Here is a 23719-nt window from a genome sequence, read left to right as displayed (position 1 = left end):
TAGGTCCTTCATCGACTTGCTCCCCGTGTATCCTCCTGCCCATACAAGAGCCGGCAACAAAAAGCGGTTCACCGCTCATTCCGGCAAACCGCTTCTCTTCATATAACACTGCTAGATGTTCAAATCTTTTCTTTTGCCGGTCACCATATAAATGACACTTTCCCCGATGTTGGTCACATGGTCTGCAACCCGCTCCAGGTAATGGGCCACCATAATCAGATGGGTAAGCTGCCGGTTGCGGGTGAAGTCTGCATTCATCATCCCGATCACATCCTGCATAATCCGGCTGAAAATTTTGTCCACCTCATCATCTCTTTCGGCTAAAGAAGTAGCCATATGCACATTCCGGTTTGTGTATGCCACCAGGCTCTCACGCAGCATTTCTTTGGAGATCTCCGCCATCTTCGGAATGTCGATCAATTCTTTAACAAGCGTTTCTCCAGACAGCCGGATTGTAATTTTCGCAATGTCTACCGCATGATCCGCAATCCGCTCCAAGTCCGTCGCAATACTGAGCGCCGTTCCGATGATGCGCAGGTCTCCGGCCATCGGCTGCTGCAAGGCGATAAGACGCAGGCACATTTCTTCTATACGCAAGGTCAGCTCGTCAATCGCATCGTCATCTTCCACTGTCCGCCGGGCAAGATCGGTATCAATACGCTTTAGGGCGTCAACCGCCTGATGGATGGAATTCTCGACCATCGAGCCCAGATCAAGCAGTTCATTCTGCAGGTCTTCAATAGATTGCTGAAAGTTCGTACGATTATTCATCCGGTTAAGGGCCCCCTTGTGATTATCCGAATCGGCCTGTGATGTAATCTTCGGTGCGCTGATCGTTCGGGTTTGTGAAAATCTTGTCGGTTTGATCGGTCTCTACGAGTATTCCATTCAGGAAGAACGAAGTGCGGTCCGATATACGCGCCGCCTGCTGCATATTGTGCGTCACGATAATGATGGTGTATTTCTCTTTGAGCGTCTGCGTCAGTTCCTCGACTTTCAAAGTAGAGATCGGATCAAGCGCAGAGGTGGGCTCATCCATCAGCAGCACTTCCGGTTCGACAGCAAGCAGCCTCGCAATACAAAGACGCTGCTGCTGGCCTCCCGACAGACCGAGCGCCGATTTCTTCAAGCGGTCTTTGACCTCATCCCACAAGGCTGCCTGCCGAAGACTGCGCTCGACAATCTCATCCAGTACGGCCCGGTTCTTCTGCCCGTGAATACGGGGGCCATAGGCGATATTATCGTAAATGCTCATCGGGAACGGATTCGGACGCTGGAACACCATGCCGACTCGTTTGCGCAAGGATACGATGTCGCTGTCGGGCGAATAAATGTTGATCCCGTCCACCAGGATGCTTCCGTTAATGCGCACACTGTCGATCAGGTCGTTCATCCGGTTAAGCGTGCGCAGGAAGGTGGATTTGCCGCAGCCTGAAGGTCCGATCAGTGCCGTCACGGAATTAGGCGCGATGTTTAGATCTATGCTGTGCAGGGCCTGGTTTTCACCATAAAACAAGTCCAGTCCTTCTACTTGTATTTTCGTGTCGGTCTGAATATTCATCGCAGGAGCAGCCATCGTTTATTTTCCCCCCGTTAGTCTTTTTTGGATAATACGGCTCGGTATGCCGATAAGCAGATTAAAGATCAAGACAACGATAAGCAGCAGCGCGGCGCTTCCCTCCGCGATCTGCTTCGCATCCGGTACGATCGCTTCGGCCTGGATGTACCACAAGTGAGTGGAGAGCGTCTCCCCCATCGCCATCGGGTTAAAGTCAGGCGTATGCCTCGACACGGACAAGCCCGAAGTGTAGATCAGAATGGCGGACTCGCCGAGCGCGCGGCCGGCGACGAGTGTAATACCGGTTATGAGAGACGGGAGTGCAGACGGAATCAAGATTTTACGAATCGCCTGCCATTTCGTAGAGCCCAGAGCCAGACTCGCTTCCCAGTAGGATTCCGGCACCGTACGGATCGATTCTTCCGTCACACGGACCAGAACAGGCAAATTCAGAAGCGCCAGGGCAAGGGAACCGCTCAGAATGGAAATTTTAAAATTCATCAAATCAACAAATAACAGAAAGCCGAACAGACCGAACACGATCGACGGAACGGAGGATAAGGTTTCGACCGACATCCGGACCAATTCTGTAAAGCGTGATTTCTTGGCGTAAACAGCGAGATAAATACCGGCTCCCAGACCGATTGGAAGTGAAAATAATAGCGACAGGAATAAAATATAGAAGGAATTGAAGAGCTGCGGGCCAACCCCGCCTCCGGCCACAATATCCTCGGGATCTCCGGTTATGAAATCCCAGCTGAGATGCGGCAGCCCGGCTCCCAGAATCCGGATCAGAAACCATGCCAGGATAAGCAGAATGAAGATTCCTGTGATCCAGAAAAAAATCGTCGCCAGACGGTCGGTCGTTTTACTGTTCATTTCACTTCACTCCTTCTGGACACGACACGGATAATCACGATCAAGAGCATCGAAATGATGAGCAGGACAAAGGCCATCATATAAAGGGCATTGTTCCACGTGGTTCCATAACTTGTATTGCCCATATCTTTGACAATGGCAGTCGTCAGCACGGTTGTCGAATCTATCAGGGATTTGGGCATTTGCGGCGAGTTGCCGATGACCATAAAGACGGCCATAGTTTCTCCGATTGCCCGGCCGATTCCAAGCACGACCCCGGTAAGAATGCCGGGTCTTGCGGCCGGAAGCAGCACCCGCCAGATCGTCTGCCAGCGTGTTGCCCCCAGAGCCAGCGATGCTTCCTCCAGCCTTGGCGGCAGGGCGCGGATAGCATCCTCCGAGATGGAGAGAATGGTCGGCAGAATCATGATCGCCAGGATGATACCGGCAGGCAGAATTCCGTAGCCGGTTCCACCGACCAGCTTGCCGATAAACGGAACGATAACCGTAAGGCCGATTAGGCCGTATACGACGGAAGGGATGCCCACGAACAGGTCCGTTGCAGGACGCATGATCTCGCGCATCCATTTCGGCGCGATTTTGGCCATAAAGACGGCTCCGGCAACTGCGAGCGGCACGGAAAGCACAATGGCCAGCAGTGTCAGCAGAAGTGTGCTGAACAGAAACGGAAACGCTCCGAATTTGTTCTCACTCGGCGTCCAGTCGGTGGAAAAGAAGAATTCCATAGGACTGACGCCGCTAAAAGTGCGCAGCCCCTGAATACCGACGAACATGATGATCGAAAATATGACAATCGAAACGAGCACGGCGCTGCCGATGAATAGAAATCTCATCAAGCCATCCTGGCGTTTTTGCAGCTTCATCCAGCGTGATGGCTTTGGCGGACCTGAGCCGCTGTGCTTCTGCTCCTGTGTAGCCGCTGTTTGCTGCGGGTAAGTATCCAAGCGGGAAGCCCCCTTCAATCATTTGCGTATTCTGGCGGGTGAGTACAAAGTACTAGCACGTTCTCTTTTATGATAGGCTTCATTTGTAAATACGGCATTAAGCTTTTGTAAAGGCAATGTAAAACTTCCGCACAAAAAAAGATGCCCCGAAGTTTACTAAGCTTCAGGACATCCGGGGAAGGGCGTAATCATTATTTTTTCAGAAGATCAGCTGGAAGGAATTTCAGTTCTTCCACTTTCTTACCCTGGAATTCCGGGCTCATTACAAAATCGATAAAAGCTTTAGTCGCGCCCGTAGGCTCGCCTTTGGTGTACATACGCTCCGTACCGTACAGCTTATAAGTACCATTCTTGATGGTTTCTTTGGAGAAGGCGACATTGTCGAACTTCACTGCTTTGACGGTGTCATCGAGATAAGGGGTGTCGATGTAACCGATGGAACCCGATTGGGTGCCGACAGCAGTCTTAACCGCGCCCGTACTTTCCTGAACAACGCCTTCTTTAGTAAACTCTGTGTTATCGAGAACGATTTCTTTCACTAATTTGCGTGAACCGGAGCTGTCAGGACGATGGATCACGACGATTTTAGCATCCTTGCCGCCAACTTCCTTCCAGTTCGTAACTTTGCCCGTAAAGATGTCGGCAGCCTGCTGCTTCGTCAGGTTCTCAATGCCTACATCGGGATTTGTAATCAGTGCAAAAGGAGCTATCGCTACGACATGCTCTTTCAGGTTCTTGTCTTTGTACTCGTCGCCTGCAGCCACATCCGAGTTACCGATATTCGAAATGCCGTCGGCTACGTCTTTCAAGCCTTTACCTGAACCGCCTGCAGTCGGGTTAATGGTGACTTTAGCATGTTTATCCATGAACATTTTGGCCGCTTCTTTCACGAGAGGAAGCATAGCGCTGGAGCCGGAAGCCGTTACCGTACCTGATATTTCAGTGGTTTCGCCGCCGCTCTTACCGCCGTTGGCCGAGTTATTCGTTTCTCCGTCTGTTTTACCGCAGCCTGCAAGAACCCCTAAGCTAAGCATGGCAACGAGTGCGAGTGATAAACCTTTTTTCGGCATGAACTTGAACATGTTATACATGTCCTCCTTTACGTGATCTTTCTTTGTTTTGTGTTTCTTAGACTATCGTAACAAGCGAATGTAAACTCCGATTCCTCTCTACGTTAAATTCATGTAAAACTTTCATCGCTAGCTGCAAAACTCGTTTCGCGTGCTATTTTACCCTCCCTTTACACAATTCATCATTCTCTCTAATACGAAAGTCATATATTGAAGGGGACCAAATACCTATATATGGATATTGGATCTCTCAACAATTGACTATCGGAGGATGAACATGCGGAATTACTTCTATTTAAGAACCATGAAACAAAAATTAATTACAGCTTTTACTGTACTGATCCTGCTGTTTGTCATCCTGGCAGCTTTTCAAGTTCATCAAATCCGCGAGATTCAGACTAAAATTTCTTTGCAGAATGACCGGATCGCCAAGAAAACGGCAGCCCTGGAGCTCAAAGAGACCGCTCAGGAACTAAGTATAATCGCTTCCGGGCTCCAGCTCTCCAAGGACCCTGCTTATATACAGCGGTATCAAGAGATACGGGCCGCCTACAACCGTCTGCTGGAGCAGGTGGCTGCTGCCGAAAGCCGTAAAGAACAGATAGAGTGGCGCAGCGAGCTTATTGTAGCTTCTTCGGACTATCTTACAAATTTTGATTTGGCTGCCAAGCTTATTCAGGAAAAATCTGTAAGCCCCAGGGAACTGGAGCTTAGCATGATTCACTTCTATGGTGAGGGACAGAAGCTCAGGCAGATCATCTTCTCGCATGTGGACCAGTTCTACAGTGCTTATTCCCAAGAAGCGCAGACTGCTGTAGATGAATCGGCGGCGGTCATCCGCCAGACGATACGGATTACAGCCGCAGCAGCCTTGGTGGCACTGCTGATCGCTTCCGCTACGGCCCTTCTCATCATCCGCTCTTATCTGCTTCCTATCCGCAAGCTCCAGGAAGCTGTCGAGCGGATCGCCGCCGGCGACCTGCGCCATGCCATCGGAAGCCTCGCGCCCGATGAGCTGGGCCAGCTCAGCCGCAGCTTCGACCGGATGACCGCGGAGGTGCGCGGCATGCTGGAGAAGACGCGCCGCATTGCCTCCACTCTGAACGGACAATCCGAGGTCTTCCGGCGCGTATCGACGGACACGGCTGCGGCTAACAGGGACATCGTTCAAGCGATGTCCGTGATCGCGCAGGGCGCTGCCGAGCAGGCTGCGGAATCCGAGCATGCCTCGGGTGCCGTCACCCTGCTCGAAGGGGAGACGCGGGAGATCGCCGAATATGCGGCGGTCATGCATCAGGCAAGCCAAGAGGCGGCCGAGGCCACGGTACGCGGGGCAGAGTCCGTTGCCTCGCTTCAGCGGGCCAGCGAAGATTCCAGGCGTGTCCTGGAGCAGGTGCATGCCTCGATGTCCTCGCTTGCCGCCGACTCCCGGCAGACGAGCGCGATCCTTGGCGCGATCACCGAGATCGCGTCACAGACCCACCTGCTGGCGCTGAATGCCGCCATCGAGGCCGCAACCGCAGGCGAGCACGGCCGCGGCTTCGCGGTCATCGCCTCGGAAGTGCGCCTGCTCGCGCAGCAGTCCAGTGACGAGGCCCGCCGGGCCGCCGGTACCATCGCCTCGGTTGAGAGGCGCATGAGTGAGCTGCAGGCGGCCGTGACGGAAGCAGGGCATCTAGCCGGCGGGCAGGAGCTTGTCGTGAGCCGCACGCTCGGTTCTTTCACTGCCATCGAGGAATCGATGTCCGTTGTGACGAAGCAGATTTACTTCGTCAACGGGCGCATTGGTCAGTCCCTCACCAATAGTGCCGGACTTGCCCGGCATATCCGGCACGTAGCGGGGATCGCCGAGCAGACATCCGCCGGCGTGCAAGAAGTGACGACAGCCTCCGAAGAGAACGATTCGTCCATACGGAGTCTCTCCGCCCAGGCTGACAATATCCACGAGCTGGCTGCTCAGCTCTTCGCCGAAATCAGCAAATTCAAGATTCGGGAAACCCCTTAAATTTCCCCCAGATAGAATCAAATCGACCTCCGGAGTCAGAAGCCCGGCCCGGCATGCTGACTCCGGAGGCTGTTTTCAAGAGAAACTTCTCCCTCATCGTCTGATCTTATCCCTTTTGTTAGCGCTCTATTTACCGGATACTTAAATTGAATAACTTTTACAATTAAATGGAAGGAAACCCGGATGGTACGGAGAACAAGCCTTGCGATGGTAATCCGTTAAGGTGTTTGCTTCCCGACAGGACTTCTTCCTTAAGAAGGGTGGTGAATACCCGCAAGAGCAGCTCTTGTACGTCCAGGCGAAGCCGGACAGACAAAGAAGAGACTCTTGTACTTGGGAATGCTTTAAATTACCATTATTGGAAGCGCTATCATTTTACTATTATTGAGGAGGTAATCATGTAATGAGTTCCAAAACGCGACCAGCCTCACCGTCCAAAACACGGGTGAAGATCGTTCTTCGTGTGCTTTTGATCGTTTCCATTCTGCTGTCGCTGATTCTGCCGGCTTTGGGTTTGAACTCCAACCGGGCTTCCGCGGCTTCTCTGCCTGTAAACAAAAAAGTTATCGTCGGTTACTGGCACAATTTCGACAATGGTTCCGGCTTCATCAAGCTTCGGGACGTCTCACCGAAATTTGATGTCATCAATATATCCTTTGCCGAACCTACTGCCGGAGTGACCGGGGGAACGATCGGCTTTACTCCGTATAAGTATACAGAAGCCGAGTTCAAAGCCGATGTCGCTTATCTGCAAAGCCAGGGCAAGAAAGTCATCATTTCCATTGGCGGGGCGAACGGACAGGTTCAACTAGTGTCTGCCCAAGCCCGTACTAATTTTGTCAATTCCATGAAAAATATTATCTCGACCTACGGATTTGACGGTCTCGATATCGACTTCGAAGGCCACTCCCTCTATCTGAATTCAGGGGATTCCGATTTCCGCAATCCGACGACGCCTGTTATTACAAATCTGATCTCCGCGGTACGGGAACTGCATAACAGCTTCGGAGATTCCTTCATGCTGACCATGGCACCGGAGACTTTCTTCGTACAGCTCGGCTATTCGTTCTACGGCGGCACCTGCCTCAGCTGCGACACCCGCGCCGGAGCTTACCTGCCGGTTATCCACGGCCTGCGCGATATTCTCGACTGGCTCCAGGTGCAGCAGTATAATTCCGGCCCGATCACCGCACTTGACGACAAGTACTATACTATGGGCGCTGCTGATTTCCACGTAGCTATGATCGACATGCTGCTGACCGGCTTTCCGGTAGGAAAGAACGCCAATAATGTCTTCCCGGCTCTTCGTCCGGATCAGGTCGTGATGGGACTGCCGGCCAACGCTAATGCGGGGGGCGGCTTCACAACGGTTGCTGAAGTTCAGAAAGCGCTGAACTACTTAATGAAGGGAACTTCCTTCGGCGGACAGTACACCATGCGCAGTACGCCTCAGCCAGGACTCCGCGGCTTGATGACGTGGTCGATTAACTGGGACCAGTTCAATAATTTCGAGTTCTCTAATAACCATCGCACTTATTTGGACTCCTACGGAAGCGGAACCCCCGACACGCAGGCGCCTAGCGTACCGGCTTCCTTGCGCTCCTCTAATGTGACATCGAGCGGGGTTAAACTCGATTGGAATGCTTCTACAGATAATGTAGGTGTGACAGGATATGAGGTCTATCAGGGAAATACCAAGATCGCAACCGTCACCGGAACCAGTCATACCGTGACGGGACTGACAGCTAATACCGCCTATTCGTTCACAGTCAAAGCCAGAGATGCGGCAGGCAATGTCTCTGCGGCAGGACCTGCTTTGACCGTTACAACAGCCGGCAGCGGCGGCGGCCCGGACACAACCGCTCCTTCTGCACCCGGCAATGTACAAGTGACAGCCAAGTCCTCCAATTCTGTAAGCCTGAGCTGGACCGCTTCGGCGGATAACGTGGGCGTTACCGGCTACACCGTTTCTTACGGTTCAACCAGCGTGAATGCATCCGGCACAAGCGCTGTCATCACCGGATTAACTCCGTCTACGGCTTATACGTTTACCGTTAAAGCCAAAGATGCTGCCGGCAATGTATCCGCAGGCACGACCGTGCAGACAACAACGGATGCGCAAGCAGGCGGAGCGGCTCCATGGGCGGCAGGAGTGAGCTATAAACTCAATGACGAAGTAACTTATAACGGCAAGAGCTATCTTTGCCGCCAGCCGCACACTTCGTTATCCGGCTGGGAACCTGCCAATGTTCCGGCTCTCTGGAAGCTGAAGTAGACAGTTTTTGCCTACCTGGACACATGACAAGAAGCCCCCGCAAATTAAGCGGGGGCTTTGGTATGTCCGGCCGGTGCCGGTGTCTGTAATTAATTCTTGAAATTACCCAAAAGGATTTCTTTATCTCTTTGCACGGCTTTCTCAACCTCTGCCCGGGATTCTTCCACAATTTTTTGAGTATCTTTTTTGCGTTCGATTCCTTCGATGATTCCCTTCTGCCATACTTCCTGTGCTTTGTAATCAAGCGGAGTAATCGGGAATTCCTGTACTTTGGACATCAGTTCTTCATGCAGCGCATAAGCCTTTTGTCCTCCGAGAAACGGATTGGTGACCGCAAGTTCCTTGGCATTGCCGCGTGCCGGCAGATAGGCGGGCACCGCGCCGAATAACCCTTCCTTGCTTTGCTCGGTTACGGCAAACTCAATAAATTTCCAAGCCATCTCTTTGTTTTTGGCGTCCGATGGAAGAACAAAATTGGAGCTGTTCTGCCAGCCGTATAAACCGAACGGCAGCCGCGTTTCTCTCCACTTCCCTTCCGTCTCGGGAGCCCAGCTCTTTATCTGCGCCGCACCCCAGGTTCCCAGATACAACATCGCAAGATTTCCCTCCTGTACCGCCTTCACTCCTGCATCGGTCCAAATGTCCAGATGAGCCTCGAGTCCTTCATCATTGACCGTTTTGGCAATGCTCACCGCTTTGTAGAAGGTCTGGTTGCTGCGGATAAAATTCAGCTTGCGGTCGAACGTTCCCATAGTCTTCTCAAATAAAAGGAGCGTTTCGTTATCCCACTGGGTGAGGTAAATACCCGAACCCCTTAATTTCCTGGCCATATTCAGCCAGTTCGCCGGATCCTCCATATATATGGCCAGTTCTTCGGGCTCAGAAGGAAAACCGTGCTTTTCTAAGATATCCGCCCGGTAATAAGTAACGGTCGGGCCTGTCGCAAGCGGGAACGAAATCAGGCTTTTCCCGTCCGCCCCCATAGCGCTGTCCCATAGTGCGGGGCTAAATTCTTTGGCGTATTTGCCCGCTTGATAAGGTGCGTTAAGCAAATTCTCCAAACCTTCGATTGCCGTAAAATGTCCGAAATCCCCGCTGTCGACCATCATCACATCAGGAGGCGTTCCATCCGCAATGGCCTGCAAATAAGCGGATACATATTCGGAATAAGTAAACAATTTCGTTTTGATCTTCACATTTGGATTTAGTTCTTCAAACTTGGCAATTGCCGCTTCAAATCCGTTATAATGCGACCAGAGCGTAAGTTCGATATTCTCTGCCGGCTCCTCTTTGGGAGGGATTGTATTATGATTAACCTCCTGCCCTTCTTGGATTGCGGTTTGTTTGGCAAAAGGCGCACAACCCGCAGCTGCCACGATACATAGCAGCAAAACAATAGCAAGCCTTGTCAGCTTGGTAGTCATTCTTACCCCTCCTTCTATTACCCGCTAGACTGTTCTTGCAGCAGGCTTCTTCCAGTCGTCTTCCGAGCCAAGCAAAGCTGAGAATTCATCAGCCGGCAGAGGTCTGCTGAAATAATAGCCTTGCAGTTCATCACATTTGCACTGTTTCAGGTAGTTCATTTCATTTTTGGTTTCGACTCCCTCGGCGACTACGGTCATCCTCATGCTGTGGGCCAGATCAATAATGGCCTTCACGACTGCGGCCTTCTTGGGTTCATCGGCGATGTCATGAATAAAAGAGCGGTCCAGCTTTACATTGGAAATTGGAAGACGCTGCAGTTGACTGAGGGAAGAATAGCCCGTGCCGAAATCATCAATGGAAAGCTGTATGCCCATATCTCTGATCCGGGTAATAGTATCAATGACAGGATCTACATTCTTGATAAAGACGCCTTCGGTTATTTCCAGGTTCAAATATCTTTCATCCAATCCGGATTGTTCCAGCACCTGCTGGATCAGTTCCACGAGATGAGTCTGTGAAAAATGCAATCCGGATAAATTGACGGCCATCGGTATCTTCTGAAGTCCGGCATCCTGCCAGGCTTTATTCTGCCTGCACGCTTCCATCAGCACCCACTCATCGATTTTAAGAATAAGGCCGGAACTTTCTGCAAGCGGGATGAATTTATCAGGAGGAATACGGCCAAGTTCAGGATGCTCCCAGCGGACCAGAGCCTCGACTCCGCAAATCGCTCCTGTAAACGTATTCACTTTAGGCTGGTAGTGAAGAACCAGCTGATCTTTCTGCAGCGCTTCCCTCAGACCGTGGTCCAAAAGCATTTCCTCTTCAAACATGTCATTCAATTTCTTCTCGTAGAAGTGAAAACTGTTCCCACCCCGCGCTTTGGCAAAATACATGGCGATATCCGCGTTTTTGACGATCACATCCATACTGTCTCCGTCTCTTGGGAACATGCTGATGCCAATACTGACGGAGCTGTACAGTGACGAATTGAGCAGCCGGATAGGCTCCACCAGAGAGGCAAAAATCCGCTCAATGACTTCGCAGGCACGGACTTCATCCGCATCTTCCATCAGAATGACGAATTCGTCTCCGCCTATACGGAACAGTTTGCAGTTCTCTGTCAGGCTGGAGGCAAACCGCTCACTAATTTCTTTGAGAAGCAAATCCCCTACATCGTGCCCGAGGGTGTCGTTGATCTGCTTAAACCGGTTTAAATCGGCGAACATTACGGCAATGGACCGGTTGGATTCCGCAGAATCCAAAATGAGCTCTTGCAAATGCGTTGTAAAATACACCCGGTTAGGAAGACCCGATAAAATATCGTAAAACGCAAGCTGGTGAAGCTTCTCTTCAGATTTCCTCAGCTTATAGGTCTGCTCTTCCAATTGTTCGTTCATGGTTTTCCATTCGTGGAACATCTGCATTAAGTTGAGCGACATCTGCCGGAAATTATAAGACAGAGAAGTGATTTCAAACACTCGGCTGCTCGGCCATTCAATCGCTTTCATTTCCTTGAGCTTCTGAGGCAGATCCGTGGTGGAAGAGGCCAGCTTCGATATCCCCTGCACGAGCATCCGGCTGAGAAAATGCGCGACAGCTGCGGCTGCAGCTGCGAACAGCAGCAAGTACCATAATTGATTCATAAACTGAGCAAAAACGTTTGCTTGATGATGACGAACCTCCATTTCAATGTAGAGATTCAGCGGAAGCCCCGGCAGGCTGCTGTTATAGATATAGCTGCCTTCTTTCCATTGCTGGGCCGGCAATACGAGATGATTGCTGCTGGGAAGTGCCCGGTAGAAATCTTTTTGCAAAGCCAGGACATTTTTGCCGCTTTGCCAGTTATACTTACCGTTGAGTATGGTTTCTTTGCCGTTGGAAGCAAGCACTCTGCCCTCGTGATCGGTAATGACAATATTGGTAAGCGTCTCCGATGTATATTTCTGTACAATTTGCTTCAAATAGCCGATTTGTAATTTACTTCTGAGTTTAATTCCGAGAACATCTTCCTTCCCCCAGAGGCTGAGCTCCTGCTGAATTCTGCTCGCTGCATTGACCGCGAACTGATACGAGTTTTCCGTTGCCACACGATCCGAGTAACGACTATTCATGACGATGTACATCAGAGACGGCACCGCCACGGCCACAATAGACAAATGGAAAAGTACCTTACTATAGGAATAAGTCCTGTCTTTTTTGCGGGAAGGCTCTATCCATTGGCTAAACGGAATATAATTCAGTGCAATTTCCGCCATCAGCGCATTGAACAATCCGTTGCACAGCGCCAAGACCAGCATAAGGATCAGTTCATGTGAGACGGAGCTGAAATACCCCGAATAAATGCCGTACATCACCGGCAAACCTAGCGCAAACCAGTAAATCGCATCCCACATCAGCATTTGGCCGGGCTTCCTGCGGTTTACGAGTCCGATTATCAGAATCTCCAGACAGTAAATCCAGCCGAACATCGGATTATGAAATATAAAGATCGAGCAAACCTGAACTAAGACACTTGCAATAAGTCCCCAGCGAACACCGAACAGGCAAACGGCGACTAACAGAAAAATACTCGAAAATGAAAAGGTAATCCCATAAATAAGATGCAGCTTGCCATATTCAAAAAGTAAAGCAAGTGCGATACAAAGCAGGTAGATAAGCGCCATACGAGCTCGTTTTGTTGCCAGCCATGCAAATTGTTTCACTGATGTCCCCCATTTCTGCCGAAAATTGTACGAAAATCGATTCGCTCCGTTCTCCCTACGCCCGGAATCGTCCCGGATTAACGGCAAAAATAAAAGACCGCACCAAAAACACCGCAGCCTTTACTTCTACTCGCCCAAAATTCGGTAACCCGGCTGTCTTGCTGCTGCTTAAGACCCGTGGCTTTGCGTCCTATGCTTTCACATAGTTTGCCTTTATCAATTCAATTTTGTCGTTATTATTATGCTAATAATTCCTTATTCGACGCGACGTTCGTTTTCCCCTCTTTTGTTTATTATAAAAATAGTCCAAAAGTCTCGGTTTTTTATTCTTCTAAGAAGAAAACACATTTACCAGGAAGTTAACGAATATCATTAAGCGAAATCCAGGTTCTATCTGGTACATAATACCATAAATCATTCGACAACAAAATCAAGAAAGCCTTAATATTATACGTTTCCATCCCTTGATTGTCCGCAATGTACACAAAAGAAAATCCATGGGATCAGACTGCGGTCTGAAGGGGTTGTTGTGGATTTTTCGACGAATGCAAGCAAGATTGGCTGTTATTGATTTCTGCGTAAAATCGATCCGGTTCGGCTGCAAAGCATCCTTTGAATGGCTTTAGAAGCGTATTCCCGTTGCGAATAAGAATCGTCTCGGACAAACTTCCCTGACGTTATTCATCATCGTCAAACAAATCGGCGGGCTCTTCGGCTCTCCCCGGGACGCTATAAAAAGAAGCAGGTTCTCCGATTCTGCAACTTGTCAAATTCACTCACGGACGATGCTTTTTAATCTCGGTATCCTCCCTAATTGAAAAGCTGTCCAGATTCTCCATCAGGACTTAAAGCTGCGGATATCACCTTTACAAATCGTGCAAACAAGCTTTCAATTCTGGAAATTCATATGAATTAATTGGAAGCCGGCATGTATACAGCTCCTACTTTAGCCCCATTTCCCGAGCATTTTAAAACATGCATAGAATGGTTCCTTTTCGAAAATAATGGTAACAATTCATTTTAGACAGGAGGAAGCACCTTTATGAAAGAAGAAATTCCGAGCGGTACGGCGGTAACTGGCGTCGGCGGCCCATCAGACGAGCGCCTGGCTCCGGGTGAACAGCGAATGACCTTAACGGACCGTCAAGGCCACCCTATTACGGATAATCAGAACATCCGCACAGTCGGTGACCGCGGTCCTTCCACACTGGAGAACTACCACTTTCTAGAGAAAATCTCGCACTTTGACCGGGAGAAAATTCCTGAGCGCGTTGTACATGCACGCGGTGCAGGTGCTCATGGTTATTTTGAAGCCTACGGCAAAGTCGGCAATGAGCCTGTCGCCAAATATACGCGCGCCAAGCTCTTTCAGGAGGCAGGCAAACGTACCCCCGTCTTCGTGCGGTTCTCCACGGTCGTACACGGCGGACATTCACCGGAAACCCTTCGTGATCCCCGTGGTTTTGCAGTGAAGTTTTACACGGAAGAAGGCAATTGGGATCTTGTCGGCAATAATCTGAAAATATTTTTCATCCGTGATCCTCTGAAATTCCCGGATATGGTGCATGCCTTTAGACCAGACCCCGTCACTCACATTCAAAATATCGAGCGGATGTTTGATTTCTTGAGCAGTTCACCGGAATCCACCCATATGGCCACCTTCCTGTTCTCGCCTTGGGGAATACCGGCCAGCTACAGAGAGATGCAGGGCTCGGGGGTTAACACGTACAAGTGGGTTAATCAAGAAGGCACAGGAGTACTCATCAAGTATCACTGGGAGCCGATCAACAACAAGATCCGCAACCTGACCCAGAAAGAAGCGGAAGAGATACAAGCGAAGAATTACAGCCACGCTACTCAGGATTTGTACGAAGCGATTGAACGCGGTGACCATCCGGAGTGGGAACTCAGCGTTCAAATCCTAAGCGACGATGAACATCCCGAGCTTGATTTCGATCCGCTGGATCCGACCAAATTATGGGATCATGAACAGTTCCCGTTTCTGCCGGTCGGCAAGATGGTGCTGAACAAGAATCCTGAAGATTATTTTGCGGAAGTCGAGCAGGCGGCATTCGGTACCGGGGTGTTAGTGGACGGGCTGGATTTCTCGGACGACAAACTCCTGCAAGGCCGCACCTTCTCTTACTCGGATACCCAGCGTCACCGTGTCGGCACGAACTATCTCCATCTTCCGGTCAATGCACCCAAGAAACACGCAGCCACAAATCAGCGGGATGGCCAGATGACTTATTTCGTAGACCGGGCGCCGGGCCAGAATCCTCATGTGAACTACGAGCCGTCCTCACTTGGAGGGCTTCAGGAGGCAGCTCCGCAGGGTGCCGATCATGAGCCTTCCTACAGCGACAAACTGGTCAGGCGCAAGATCAGCCGCCCTAATGACTTCGGGCAGGCCGGAGATACTTACCGCAAATTCGAAGACTGGGAGAAAGATGAGCTCATCGCCAACTTGGTCGATGCTCTGCTCGTCAGTAGCCCGGTCGTCCGGGATAAAATGATCCATAACCTCACTCAAGCGGATGCGGATTACGGCCGCCGTGTGGCGGAAGGACTCAAAAAAGCCGATGCGCAGTCCAGACACATCGGAACCGTACCTGCCCGGGAAGGCGCGGATATCGCCGAGAAATCCGGCCATCAAACGGACGGTTATTAACAAGCTGAACCAGTACCCGTTGTGAGCAGAAACCGCGCACCCGTTCTGCTCACTGACTGGTTTGCCGTGTGCAAGCTGCGGGCAACGAATCGCATGGAGCCCGGAAGTGATTTATGAGCCGTTTTGTATTTACTATGTACCTGTAATCTTTTATAATTATTAGGGTATCCTCATGATACTCCTCGATAGCGGTAGAAAAGGGATCACCCTTTTCTACCGTTGTTGATTAATCGGCTAGTTTCTGTTATTTTCAAGGTGCTTTTAATTTATTTTCATTAGAACAGGTGGTACTCAAATGAACAACAGCGCTAAAGATTTCCGAATCCTCCTTTACTATAAATTCGTCCCTATTCCCGAGCCGGAGCAATTTGCAGTTCAGCACCGCCAATACTGCAAAGACCTCGGTCTCAAAGGCCGTATTCTTATTGCAGCCGAAGGCATCAACGGTACTGTATCCGGTACGGTCGAGCAGACGAATCAATATATGGCCGATATGCATGCGAACCCTCTTTTTGCCGACATGGTATTCAAAATTGATGAGGCTGACGAGCATGCTTTCAAAAAAATGTTCGTCCGCCACAAAAAGGAACTCGTTACCTTCCGTTACGAAGAGGAGCTGGATCCCAATGTCATCGGAGGGAAAAGACTGTCGCCTGCGGAGTTTCACGAGCAGCTCCAGCAGGAAGACGTGATCGTTCTGGACGGCCGGAGCAACTATGAATACGATCTGGGCCACTTCCGCAATGCTATCCGTCCCGACATTGAATCTTTCCGGGAATTTCCGGACTGGATCCGGGAGAACATGGCCGAGCTCAAGGACAAGCCGATTCTCACGTACTGCACCGGAGGCATCCGCTGTGAGAAGCTGACCGGGTTCCTGATCAAGGAAGGCTTCCAGGACGTAGCCCAGCTTGAGGGCGGAATTGTCACATACGGCCAGGATCCTGAAGTCAAAGGAAGATTATTTGACGGCAAATGCTACGTATTCGATGAGCGGATTTCCGTGCCGATTAACCGCACAGACGAGGATATTGTCGTAGGTAAGTGCCATCATTGCGGCAAGCCTGCCGATACCTTCATCAACTGCGCGAATGATTTCTGCCACCTTCAGCACATCTGCTGTGAAGAGTGCGAAGAAGCGCACAGCAGCTGCTGCTCGGATGAATGCGAAGAACTTGTGCTTACTGCCCGCTAAGCACAGCGTTTGCGGTCCGGTTAAGTCCGCCATTTGCAATTTTCAAAGATTAAACGGAATGGCTGCGGCTGTCTAAACCGGCGTTACCCGAACCTCCCTTTCCTTGTTACATGGACAGGGAGGTTTTTGGCATGTTTTCCGGATTATTCATGCAGCAACCGTAAGCGTATAATCCTATCAACTGCCCGGAATAGAATCTGTCACCTGTGTTCCTGTATAATGTAGTCAGACACATAAGAGGAGGAATTCGATGAGAATCGGAATTATCGGGCTTGGCGACATCGCTCAGAAAGCCTATCTGCCTGTGATTACCGCGAGACCAGATATCGAACTGATTTTCTGTACGCGCAATCATGCCACCCTGAAAGACTTGGCTTCCACCTACCGCGTTGCGGAGCATGTTACAGACGTAGACGCCTTAATAGCCGGCGGAATTCAGGCCGCATTCGTCCACTCGGCTACGGAATCCCATCCCGCACTTGTCAGCAAGCTGCTCCGCAGCGGTATTCATGTGTATGTGGATAAGCCGTTGTCTTATACATACGAAGAATCTCGCGAGCTGGTGGAGCTTGCAGAAACAACAGGCCGCACCTTAATGGTCGGATTTAACCGCCGTTTTGCGCCTATGTACGCTTCGCTCAAAGAAAAAGAAAACCCGCGTATGATCCTGATGCAGAAAAACAGACCCCCTTCCCCGGGCTATGCGAGACCTTTTGTATACGATGACTTCATTCATGTCGTGGATACGCTGCGCTTCTTGGCCCCGGGTGAAATTAAGGATATCCGTGTCATCTCCCATCAGGAGGACGGGCGCCTCCATCATGTTATGCTTCAACTCGGCGGAGAAGGTTTTACGGCCGTCGGTATCATGAACCGGGACAGCGGAAGCAGTGAAGAAATAGTAGAATTGATGAGCCCGGGGAAAAAATGGATTGTCAAAGATTTGAACAGCACCACTAGTCTTGCAGGAAAAGAAGAAAGTTTCCTGAAATTCAACGACTGGGACCCTGTGCTGTACCGGAGAGGCTTCCACCAGATTATCGACCATTTCCTGGCATCCATCCGGGAGAACCACCCGCCCTCTCCATCTGCGCAAGACTCTCTGGAAACACACCGCATTTGCGAGCTGGTCGTTACCGAGGTGCTCAAGCAGGGTGCAGCTGCATGGGGCGGCGAGTAAGACCTCCATACCTGCTGACGTGATAAATGAAAAAAACATCAAAGAGCTGACGCCTTAAGAAAAGGTGCCAGCTCTTTGATGTTTTGGAGCGCGGCTTCAGTATATCGCTTTTGCCCGGCGATCCTGTGCCCTGTTATCGTTTAAATCCGCTTAAAGCCGCTTAAAGCCGCTTAAAGCGGAGGCTTATGGACTTTAACAACGTCCCAGCCTCATCTCCTTCAGCCTCTTCATCACGTCGCTTCCGCCCCGGCCGAAATAATCATGCAGCCGGTTGTATTCTTGGTACAGCTCTTCGTAGTAGGCCGTGTTCGCCGGATTCGGCCGGTACGTCTCCTCGCGCAGGCGGGCCATCTTGGCGGCCGCATCCGCGATGGAGCGGTAGCCGCCATGCTCCTCTCCGGCGGCTACCGCTCCAAACATCGCGGCGCCGAGTGCGGTCGTCTGCTTCGAAGCCGGAAGCCGGATCTCGCGGCCTGTCACATCCGCGTAAATCTGCATGAGCAGCCGGTTGCGCTGAGGCAGCCCGCCGCAGGCATACAGCTGCTCCACCTGGACCCCCGCGGCTTCGAAGGTCTCGATCACTTTGCGAGTGCCAAAGGCAGTCGCCTCCAGCAGCGCGCGGTAAATCTCCTCGGGCCTGGTGCCCAGCGTCAAGCCGAGGATCATACCGCTGAGGCCCGCGTTATCGAGTACGGACCGGTTGCCGTTCCACCAGTCGAGCACGAGCAGCCCGTGCCCGCCCGGCGCAAGCCGTGCGGCCCGGCTCTCGAGCCAGGCATGGATGCTGATGTTCTGCGCGGCGGCTTCCCGCTCGACATATCCCGGCACGCCCTGCTCCACGTACCAGCCGAAGATATCGCCTGCGGCGGGTTGACCCGCTTCATATCCGAACAAGCCGGGTATAATGCCGTCCTCGACCACGCCGGAGATGCCCTCGACGTGGATCTCCCGGTCGCCGAGCAGAATGTGGCACAGCGATGTTCCCATCGCCATCACCATCTGTCCGGCGTGTACCGCTCCCACAGCCGGTACGGCCGCATGGGCGTCAATGATGCCCACAGCGACGGCTGTGCCGGGGCACAGTCCCGTCATCGCGGCCGCCTCAGCCGTGAGCCCGCCCGCCTTGGTCCCGAGTGGTACCGGAGTCCCGCGAAGCTTCGTCTCTGCGAAGTGCTCCAGCCCCGGGTCCAGCTCAGCGAAGAAGGACGGCTCCGGGTAGCCATCGGTCTTGTGCCACAAGGCCTTGTACCCGGCGCAGCAGCTGCTGCGCACGACACGGCCCGTCAGCTGCAGCACGACCCAGTCAGCCGCCTCCAAGAACTGGTCCGCAGCTTCATACAGCTGCGGAGCCTCGCTGAGCACCTGCCAGGCTTTAGGAACCATCCATTCGGAGGAAGTCCTGCCTCCGTACCGCTCTAAGAAAGCCTCGCCCCTGACAGCGGCAGTTTCATTCAACCGGTCCGCTTGCCTCTGGGCCGCATGATGCTTCCATAGCTTTACGTAGGCATGAGGCTCGTCCTTGTATGCCTCAAGCAGGCAAAGCGGAGTTCCCGCCTTATCTACAGGCATCACGGTACTCGATGTGAAATCGATCCCGATCCCGATCACCTGCGCAGGATCAATGCATGAACTGCGGAGTACCTCCGGTACGGAACGGCGCAGCACCTCCAGATAGTCATCCGGCTGCTGAAGCGCCCAATCCGGCCCAAGCAGCTTGCCCGAATCGGGCAAAGCCTCATTTATAACGCCATGCGGATAGACTGTCACATGATCGGATATCTCTTCCCCATTGCCTGCGTCCACAAGGACAGCCCGCCCGGATTCTGTTCCGAAGTCAATCCCGATGACATATCGTTTGTTCAATGTTATAACTCCCCTCTTATATACTGGATGCATATTATCCCTGCGAATACTTGTACTTTCCTGTTTTATCCACGCGGATTCTTATCATTCACCCGGCAGTCTTGTTATACGAATACGAAGAGGAGCTTTGTAAGCGCCTTCTTTTTTTGAATCAAGAACGAACCGCTCCTTGGCTATGTCCGATCTGACCGTTAGTCGCGGGTATCATGAATATCTTCTGCTACCTCTGTCCGATATCCTTCCTCTGTTTAAAAAAAGCTCCGCTATTAATTCTTGTTGCTTTGCAGCACCGGTACAACCGCCCAATGAAATCCGGCGAGGTTACTATGTTTCTCATTTTAGAACTGAGGAGGAGATGGGGGTATTGAATATATTTATTATCAGGAATATTAACGTACGCACCGACAGAACCATATTTTTTGGTTAAATTAAAGTTATGATAGATGTTTACATGCTCCGACTAGCGAATTAACATAATCTGCTTTGTCCTTTTGATGGTTGAGCGCCGTTTCCAATTAATAATGAGTCTCTGCCCATTAGTTTAGAATAAAAAAGAAGAAGGTTGAAGAGTAATATTGAGGAGGTTACCGGCGTGGACAAAACCTCTGTGTTGCGCTATTTTTAAAAGGGGAAGGTAACTTTCGGTAAAGGGGGGACCTAATGGATCCGCAGTTGAAACCCAAGGTCTTTATAGGCTCTTCCAGAGAAGCAATTCCGATTGCAGAAGGCGTGCTTGAGAATTTGGCCCCGGTTGCCCAAGTGAACCCTTGGTTCGCAGGCACCTTCAATCCCGGCCGGTACACCATGGAAGATTTGGATAAGCAGGTCAAATGCAGCGACTTCGCACTTTTTATTCTGGCTACGGATGATGTGGTCCAGATCCGCGGGAAACAGTATGCAGCCGCCCGGGACAACACGATTTTTGAAATGGGCCTGTTCATGAGCCAGCTCGGCAGGGAGCGTGTCTTTTTCCTTCTGCCGGACCACGTACCCGAGAATGTCCATGATGCGGATGTCGAAGGGCTGCGTACTCCTTCCGACTTGTTCGGTATGAACGCACTGACCTACGAAATCCGCCGGACGGATGAGCAGTGGGTTCCTGCAACGGCGGCGGCATGCAGCTCCATCAAGCGCAAGATGCGGGAAATCGGCTGTCTGCACAACGGCACAACGGTCCCGCAGCTGGCACGGATTCTCCGTCTGTTCCGTACTCTACTTAAGGGTGTGCCCTTTGAGCCTGATGATGCTAGCCTGCAGACGTTAAGCGAGGGCATCCGGCTATCGTATACATGCCCTGCGCAATTTACCGTGAAGGGCGTAACGGTCCACCTTGCAGGAGAGACGACGATTACACAAGTGGCCGGCACCACGGGCATAGGCATGAAGGACCGTACCTATCCGCTCCAAGCGAATGACCATCTTCAGCCCGGGGACAAACGAATTCTTGTCGTGGATGCCCATTTGAACAACCGCGTCACCATGCATTTACACTCCTCCTCCATTGAAAATGAATATTTGGTATGTTATCCTGTAGCTAGAAAGTATGCGCTGACGGTGCATATGATCGGTCAGGCCACGTTAAGCGCAGCCCAGTTAAATGACATGACCGAAGTGAACGGACAACTGATTAGTTCGATTAATGATCTGCTGGGAGGGGAATAAGATGAAACCGGTCAGAAACAGAATGAACAGCGGCCTCAAACGCCGGCGTTCCGCCAAATCTGCAGGCAAAATCTTGGCCCAGCCGAAACAAGGCGGCCACGTATACTCCATTGGCCCGTCCGTAGACGGTAATGAACAATCGTTTGAGCTAGTATTTGAGAAAGAAGCCATTTATGAGACGCCCGTATACATGCGCGGCTAACCGGACTTATTGAAGAGCCCGCCTCCTTCGTATTGAAGGAAGCGGGCTTATTTGTTGTATCCGGGCTACAAGGCCGGGTCATGCGCCTGGCGGATTCGTTTTATTTGATGGAGATGAGCCCACTCATGGAAAGCGCTGAAAAGCACCCACTGGCAGACGTTGAGCTCCACACCGAGCGGATGCCTGGCGGTAATGCCGTTGGTTGCCCGGCCAGCCAGTTCCGGCAGGTATGCTTTCAGCCGGCTTCGAACCTCTGCTAACCTGTACAGCCCCGCGTCATATCCCCAAGTTCCGGCAGGAACCGCTTCCGGCGGTGACTGCTTGCGGCTGCCGAGCAGACCATTCCGCCGGAAAATCTCCGTGATATCGACGATTTTGTCCTCTTCACTCTCAGTCGGCTTTGAAGGGGCATCCCGCAGCATTTGGCCGATCGTGTGAATCACCTGCTCTTCCACGATACACAAATGCTCCACAATTTCACTTATATTCCATCCGCCTTCATATTCGGTATACTCACGTTCATTCTTGCCGAATGCCGACAAGGCTTCCAGCAGTTCCTTCCGTTTCTTATCCAGAAAAGGCTCCAATTCCGCAAATAACATAGGCGGCTCCTCCCATTCATCCTCCTGCTATCTCATTTCTATTCGTCAAAAAAGCCCGCAGACCCTTTCCTGACAGAAAGTTCGTCTGAGGCGGCCTTAATGCCCGCTTCACTCGACCGGCTCGGCGCCGGTCCGCCGATTTGGCGATGAGGTAAATCTTCGCAATCCGTGACTTCCGTCCGGTAATAGCCGCCTGGCCGAACACGGCCGTACGAGTCAACAATAGAACCCCGCATGTACCGGCTGCGGGGTTCTATTGGCTTTTTGCTGCGTAGAAAACAAACAAGTTATAACGATCTTAACCCTTCCTTCAAGTCTTTACGCCTGTCTTCTATATATTTCTTAATGACGCCCGGCTCGGACTCAAATACGGATGCAGGCCATTTGCGGCTGCGGTCCTCATAAATATCGGGAATAAGCCGGCTGTGAAGGCGATGAACGATAGGCATAATTGCGTCTGAAGTGAAGGAGGTTTCCAGCAGATTAGACAATACGGTTTGGTACTGCTTACGAATGGCCGGGTACGACAGCAGCTTCCGTGTTAGCGTGTTGTAACCGGTAATCCGGACAAGATCGCTGCCTACCAGCTTGCCGTAGCAATTCCTCCCCCAGCTTCCTTCATAATCCCAAGGGATCATCCGGTAACGCCGGGTAGCCTTGTGTTCGTATATCGCATAATTATGTTCAAAACCGTCGTAATTCCCGGTCATGACGGCCCCGGCCAGCCAGCGCAAGTAATTATTGACATCAATCCGTTTCGTTAACAACCGCTGCAGCCGCTCCCCCTTGAATGTATTTAAAGAACGGATGAACAATTTCAGACGCGTACGGTCTTCTACCGAGCCCTTAATAAGGTTATATCCTTCGAATAACGAGCGCTTCGGCTTTCCCGTTTCGGGATCGATAAGCGAGAAGCCTGCACTGTCATTGCTGGCATACATCAAAGATCGTGCGATAATTCCTCTTCGCCGGAAAAAAGAACGCTTGACTGCTTCTATAAGTAAATAGATGCCTTCACTTCTGCCATTGATCCAAATAACAATATGACGGGTATGCGGACTGGGTACACCGATCATCTGGAAGTAACGAAACGACAATGCGTTGCGGATCAAGGAAGGATCGTCATATTCCGCGTTTAAATGATAGGTCTTTCCTTTTAACCGAATCTCATACGATTTCTTAGCGTACTCGCGGGTATGTCCTCCCCGGTATCTGATCTGAATAGGTGTCGTGCTGCGCCCGTCTGAAAGCGAGGCTTTGACAAACTGGCGGCTCCATATATTCCGGCTCAGCTGCTGTTTCTCTTCCGTCCCCATCGTAATGTGGAACTTAGGAAGCGACATAGGTTTTTCCACCTTTCGCTATAAGCAAACAGCCTATCCCTAGGGATAGGCTGTTCGTGTTACGTTACCATATTCGATTCGAATGCAGGACGGCACGGCGGTTGTCATCCTTCAGAACGGGTTCCGGCTGGCACCGGTCA

General features: G+C 51.3%; 18 protein-coding genes and 1 riboswitch. Of the genes, 7 read left to right on the top strand and 11 right to left on the bottom strand.

From position 1 onward, the window contains the following. Positions 1-111: 111 nt before the first annotated feature. The 5 genes from phoU to AR333_RS01705 form a co-directional block, all read right to left on the bottom strand. On the bottom strand, positions 112-771 hold the full coding sequence (gene phoU, locus AR333_RS01725) for a phosphate signaling complex protein PhoU (protein ID WP_068773625.1): 660 nt from the start codon (positions 769-771) through the stop codon (positions 112-114). 22 nt (positions 772-793) lie between these two features. After that, a complete protein-coding gene (pstB, locus tag AR333_RS01720) occupies positions 794-1576 on the bottom strand; it encodes a phosphate ABC transporter ATP-binding protein PstB (protein WP_068773624.1) in 783 nt (260 codons plus the stop codon). A 3-nt stretch (positions 1577-1579) separates the two neighbouring features. After that, on the bottom strand, positions 1580-2437 hold the full coding sequence (pstA, locus tag AR333_RS01715; RefSeq protein ID WP_068773623.1) for a phosphate ABC transporter permease PstA: 858 nt from the start codon (positions 2435-2437) through the stop codon (positions 1580-1582). After that, positions 2434-3381 (bottom strand): phosphate ABC transporter permease subunit PstC, encoded by a 948-nt coding sequence (gene pstC / locus AR333_RS01710; protein ID WP_068773622.1) that lies wholly within the window; start codon positions 3379-3381, stop codon positions 2434-2436. The genes pstA and pstC overlap by 4 nt, the downstream gene beginning before the upstream one ends. Positions 3382-3572: 191 nt before the next feature. Continuing rightward, entirely contained in the window at positions 3573-4463 is an 891-nt protein-coding gene (locus AR333_RS01705) for a phosphate ABC transporter substrate-binding protein (RefSeq protein WP_068773621.1), read from the bottom strand. Between the two features lie 265 nt (positions 4464-4728). Here AR333_RS01705 and AR333_RS01700 point away from each other — a divergent pair, with 265 nt between their 5' ends. Beyond that, positions 4729-6456: a methyl-accepting chemotaxis protein gene (locus AR333_RS01700; RefSeq protein WP_068773620.1), complete on the top strand. Its 1728-nt coding sequence runs from the start codon at positions 4729-4731 to the stop codon at positions 6454-6456. Between the two features lie 403 nt (positions 6457-6859). Further along, complete coding sequence (locus AR333_RS01695; RefSeq protein WP_084783452.1) at positions 6860-8731, top strand: glycosyl hydrolase family 18 protein; 1872 nt, start codon at positions 6860-6862, stop codon at positions 8729-8731. A gap of 89 nt (positions 8732-8820) precedes the next feature. On the opposite strand, the gene AR333_RS01690 is transcribed toward AR333_RS01695, so the two are convergent. Together AR333_RS01690 and AR333_RS01685 are read right to left on the bottom strand one after the other, a co-directional pair. Beyond that, positions 8821-10155, bottom strand: coding sequence for an ABC transporter substrate-binding protein (locus AR333_RS01690; protein ID WP_068773619.1), 1335 nt, complete (start codon positions 10153-10155; stop codon positions 8821-8823). Positions 10156-10179: 24 nt separating this feature from the next. Beyond that, a complete protein-coding gene (locus AR333_RS01685) occupies positions 10180-12861 on the bottom strand; it encodes an EAL domain-containing protein (RefSeq protein WP_253735692.1) in 2682 nt (893 codons plus the stop codon). Between the two features lie 140 nt (positions 12862-13001). Beyond that, positions 13002-13083, bottom strand: a riboswitch (cyclic di-GMP riboswitch). A 904-nt stretch (positions 13084-13987) separates the two neighbouring features. On the opposite strand from AR333_RS01685, the gene AR333_RS01680 reads away from it, so the two are divergent. The 3 genes from AR333_RS01680 to AR333_RS01670 all read left to right on the top strand — a co-directional run bounded on the left by AR333_RS01680 (position 13988) and on the right by AR333_RS01670 (position 17907). Then, complete coding sequence (locus AR333_RS01680; RefSeq protein ID WP_253735777.1) at positions 13988-15532, top strand: catalase; 1545 nt, start codon at positions 13988-13990, stop codon at positions 15530-15532. Between the two features lie 295 nt (positions 15533-15827). Beyond that, positions 15828-16727: a rhodanese-related sulfurtransferase gene (locus AR333_RS01675; RefSeq protein ID WP_068773617.1), complete on the top strand. Its 900-nt coding sequence runs from the start codon at positions 15828-15830 to the stop codon at positions 16725-16727. Positions 16728-16977: 250 nt separating this feature from the next. After that, the gene (locus AR333_RS01670; RefSeq protein WP_068773616.1) at positions 16978-17907 is read left to right on the top strand and encodes a Gfo/Idh/MocA family protein; all 930 of its coding nucleotides are present in this window, start codon (positions 16978-16980) and stop codon (positions 17905-17907) included. Between the two features lie 192 nt (positions 17908-18099). On the opposite strand, the gene AR333_RS01665 is transcribed toward AR333_RS01670, so the two are convergent. After that, positions 18100-19770 carry a ribulokinase gene (locus AR333_RS01665; RefSeq protein ID WP_068773615.1) on the bottom strand — a complete coding sequence of 557 codons (1671 nt, stop codon included), beginning with the start codon at positions 19768-19770 and terminating at the stop codon, positions 18100-18102. Between the two features lie 660 nt (positions 19771-20430). On the opposite strand from AR333_RS01665, the gene AR333_RS01660 reads away from it, so the two are divergent. Both AR333_RS01660 and AR333_RS01655 read left to right on the top strand, forming a co-directional pair. Further along, positions 20431-21432, top strand: coding sequence for a TIR domain-containing protein (locus AR333_RS01660; protein ID WP_068773614.1), 1002 nt, complete (start codon positions 20431-20433; stop codon positions 21430-21432). A 1-nt stretch (position 21433) separates the two neighbouring features. Continuing rightward, positions 21434-21634: a hypothetical protein gene (locus tag AR333_RS01655; protein ID WP_068773613.1), complete on the top strand. Its 201-nt coding sequence runs from the start codon at positions 21434-21436 to the stop codon at positions 21632-21634. A 65-nt stretch (positions 21635-21699) separates the two neighbouring features. Here the strand turns inward: AR333_RS01655 and AR333_RS01650 are convergent, their stop codons facing one another. The 3 genes from AR333_RS01650 to AR333_RS01645 are packed head-to-tail and all read right to left on the bottom strand — an operon-like array spanning position 21700 to position 23579. Beyond that, entirely contained in the window at positions 21700-22236 is a 537-nt protein-coding gene (locus AR333_RS01650; protein WP_068773612.1) for a DinB family protein, read from the bottom strand. Positions 22237-22274: 38 nt separating this feature from the next. Continuing rightward, positions 22275-22472, bottom strand: a complete 198-nt coding sequence (locus AR333_RS24485; protein WP_156430808.1) for a hypothetical protein — start codon at positions 22470-22472, stop codon at positions 22275-22277. A gap of 51 nt (positions 22473-22523) precedes the next feature. Beyond that, on the bottom strand, positions 22524-23579 hold the full coding sequence (locus AR333_RS01645) for a CotH kinase family protein (protein ID WP_068773611.1): 1056 nt from the start codon (positions 23577-23579) through the stop codon (positions 22524-22526). Between the last annotated feature and the right edge of the window lie 140 nt (positions 23580-23719).

Source organism: Paenibacillus sp. FJAT-26967, assembly GCF_001541095.1.
Lineage (GTDB): Bacteria > Bacillota > Bacilli > Paenibacillales > NBRC-103111 > Paenibacillus_F.
Note: the sequence above shows the minus strand (reverse complement) of the source record. Positions and strands in the feature narration are given on the sequence as shown.